General features: G+C 65.3%; 2 protein-coding genes. One reads left to right on the forward strand and one right to left on the reverse strand.

What is annotated here, in order from left to right; all coding sequences use genetic code 11:
* Window positions 1-761, reverse strand: a 761-nt coding sequence (locus EN932_RS36320; protein WP_245483404.1) for a WD40 repeat domain-containing protein, incomplete at its 3' end; no start/stop codon positions are given.
* A 197-nt stretch (window positions 762-958) separates the two neighbouring features.
* Between EN932_RS36320 and EN932_RS36325 the strand changes: the two genes are divergently transcribed.
* Window positions 959-1165: a DUF6494 family protein gene (locus tag EN932_RS36325; protein ID WP_064994243.1), complete on the forward strand. Its 207-nt coding sequence runs from the start codon at window positions 959-961 to the stop codon at window positions 1163-1165.
* Window positions 1166-1248 lie beyond the last annotated feature (83 nt).

Raw genomic sequence — 1248 nt, forward strand, 5'->3', positions numbered from 1 at the left:
TCAGGCGAGAAGGCGAGAGCCCAAACCGGCACGCCCGCGGTGCCAAATGTGCGAACGGGCTGCAGGCTTTTGACGTCGAGCAGCACAATTTCACCTTTGATCGACGAGGCGGCGATGTATCGTTCATTCGCCGTGACGGCGAGCGCGGTGATCGGACTTGACGAAGCTGCAACTTCGGCCAGGATTGTCCCGCCGCGGTTCAGTTCACTCAGCTTGCCGTCCGCGCCCCCGACGAACACGCGATCGCTCCTCGTCGCCACCAGTGCGCTGAGGGGTGCAGGCATTGCGACCCTGACCGGAGCTCCGCCTTCGGCCGGCCAAAGCATGACTGCCGCGTCGTAGCCGGCACTTGCGAGCGTCCCGTCGGAGAGGTATGCAACCGCGTTGACGTTTCCCCTGTGGCCTTGGAGGACGCGCGGCTCCCCGCCGGAAAGCGGCCACACCCGCACACTGCCATCCCAGGAAGCCGAAGCGAGGGTGGAGCCGTCGGGCGACACTGCGAGCGACACGACCGGCGCTGAATGGCCTTGCAGGACGGCGACCGGCGTGCTTCGTCCGGCCTCCCAGACAGCAATGCGGCCGTCCGCCCCCGCGCTGGCGAAGCGGCCTTGCGGCAGGGCTGCGACCGCATCGACCTGCCCATCGTGAAACAGCAGCACCTCCCGTGCTTCGCCGGTCTTGATCGACCAGATGATCGCCTTGGCGTCGAAACCACCGGTGATCGCAGTTTGCCCATCGGCCGTCACGGCAATCGCCCGCACTGGTCCGCCGTGACCGCGGAGATCGGCACCCAGCGCGGCGACCCCGAAGAGGAACGGAGCAGTTGCCATCAGACACATTGCGAGCGTCGTCTTCATTGCGCACCAGGCCGTTCCGTGCTCCCTTGGCGCAGCGCCGCCGTTGCGGGCATCAAGCTTGCTGGATCGGCCATATTGTTCAAACCGTTCGAGGCAATCATATGACCCAGAATATGGAAACCGATCCCTTCAACGTCTCCATGCGCAAGTTCCTCAAGCAGGTCGGCGTGACTTCGCAGCAGGCAATCGAGAAAGCCGTGGCGGAGAAGGGCCTGAAAGGACAGGGCCGACTGACCGTGAGGGCCCTCGTCACGTCTGAGCCAGCAGGCCTGCACCATGTCGTGGAGGGCGAGATCGATCTGGGGTGAGCAGCGACCGAGGTCGGGTTCGGCTGCTACTTCGCGAACCGGATCCGCCCGGCCGGCGATGGATCATACCCGGCAAGCTCGGC

This window comes from Mesorhizobium sp. M7A.F.Ca.US.002.01.1.1, from assembly GCF_004022955.1.
Classification (GTDB): Bacteria; Pseudomonadota; Alphaproteobacteria; order Rhizobiales; family Rhizobiaceae; genus Mesorhizobium; species Mesorhizobium ciceri.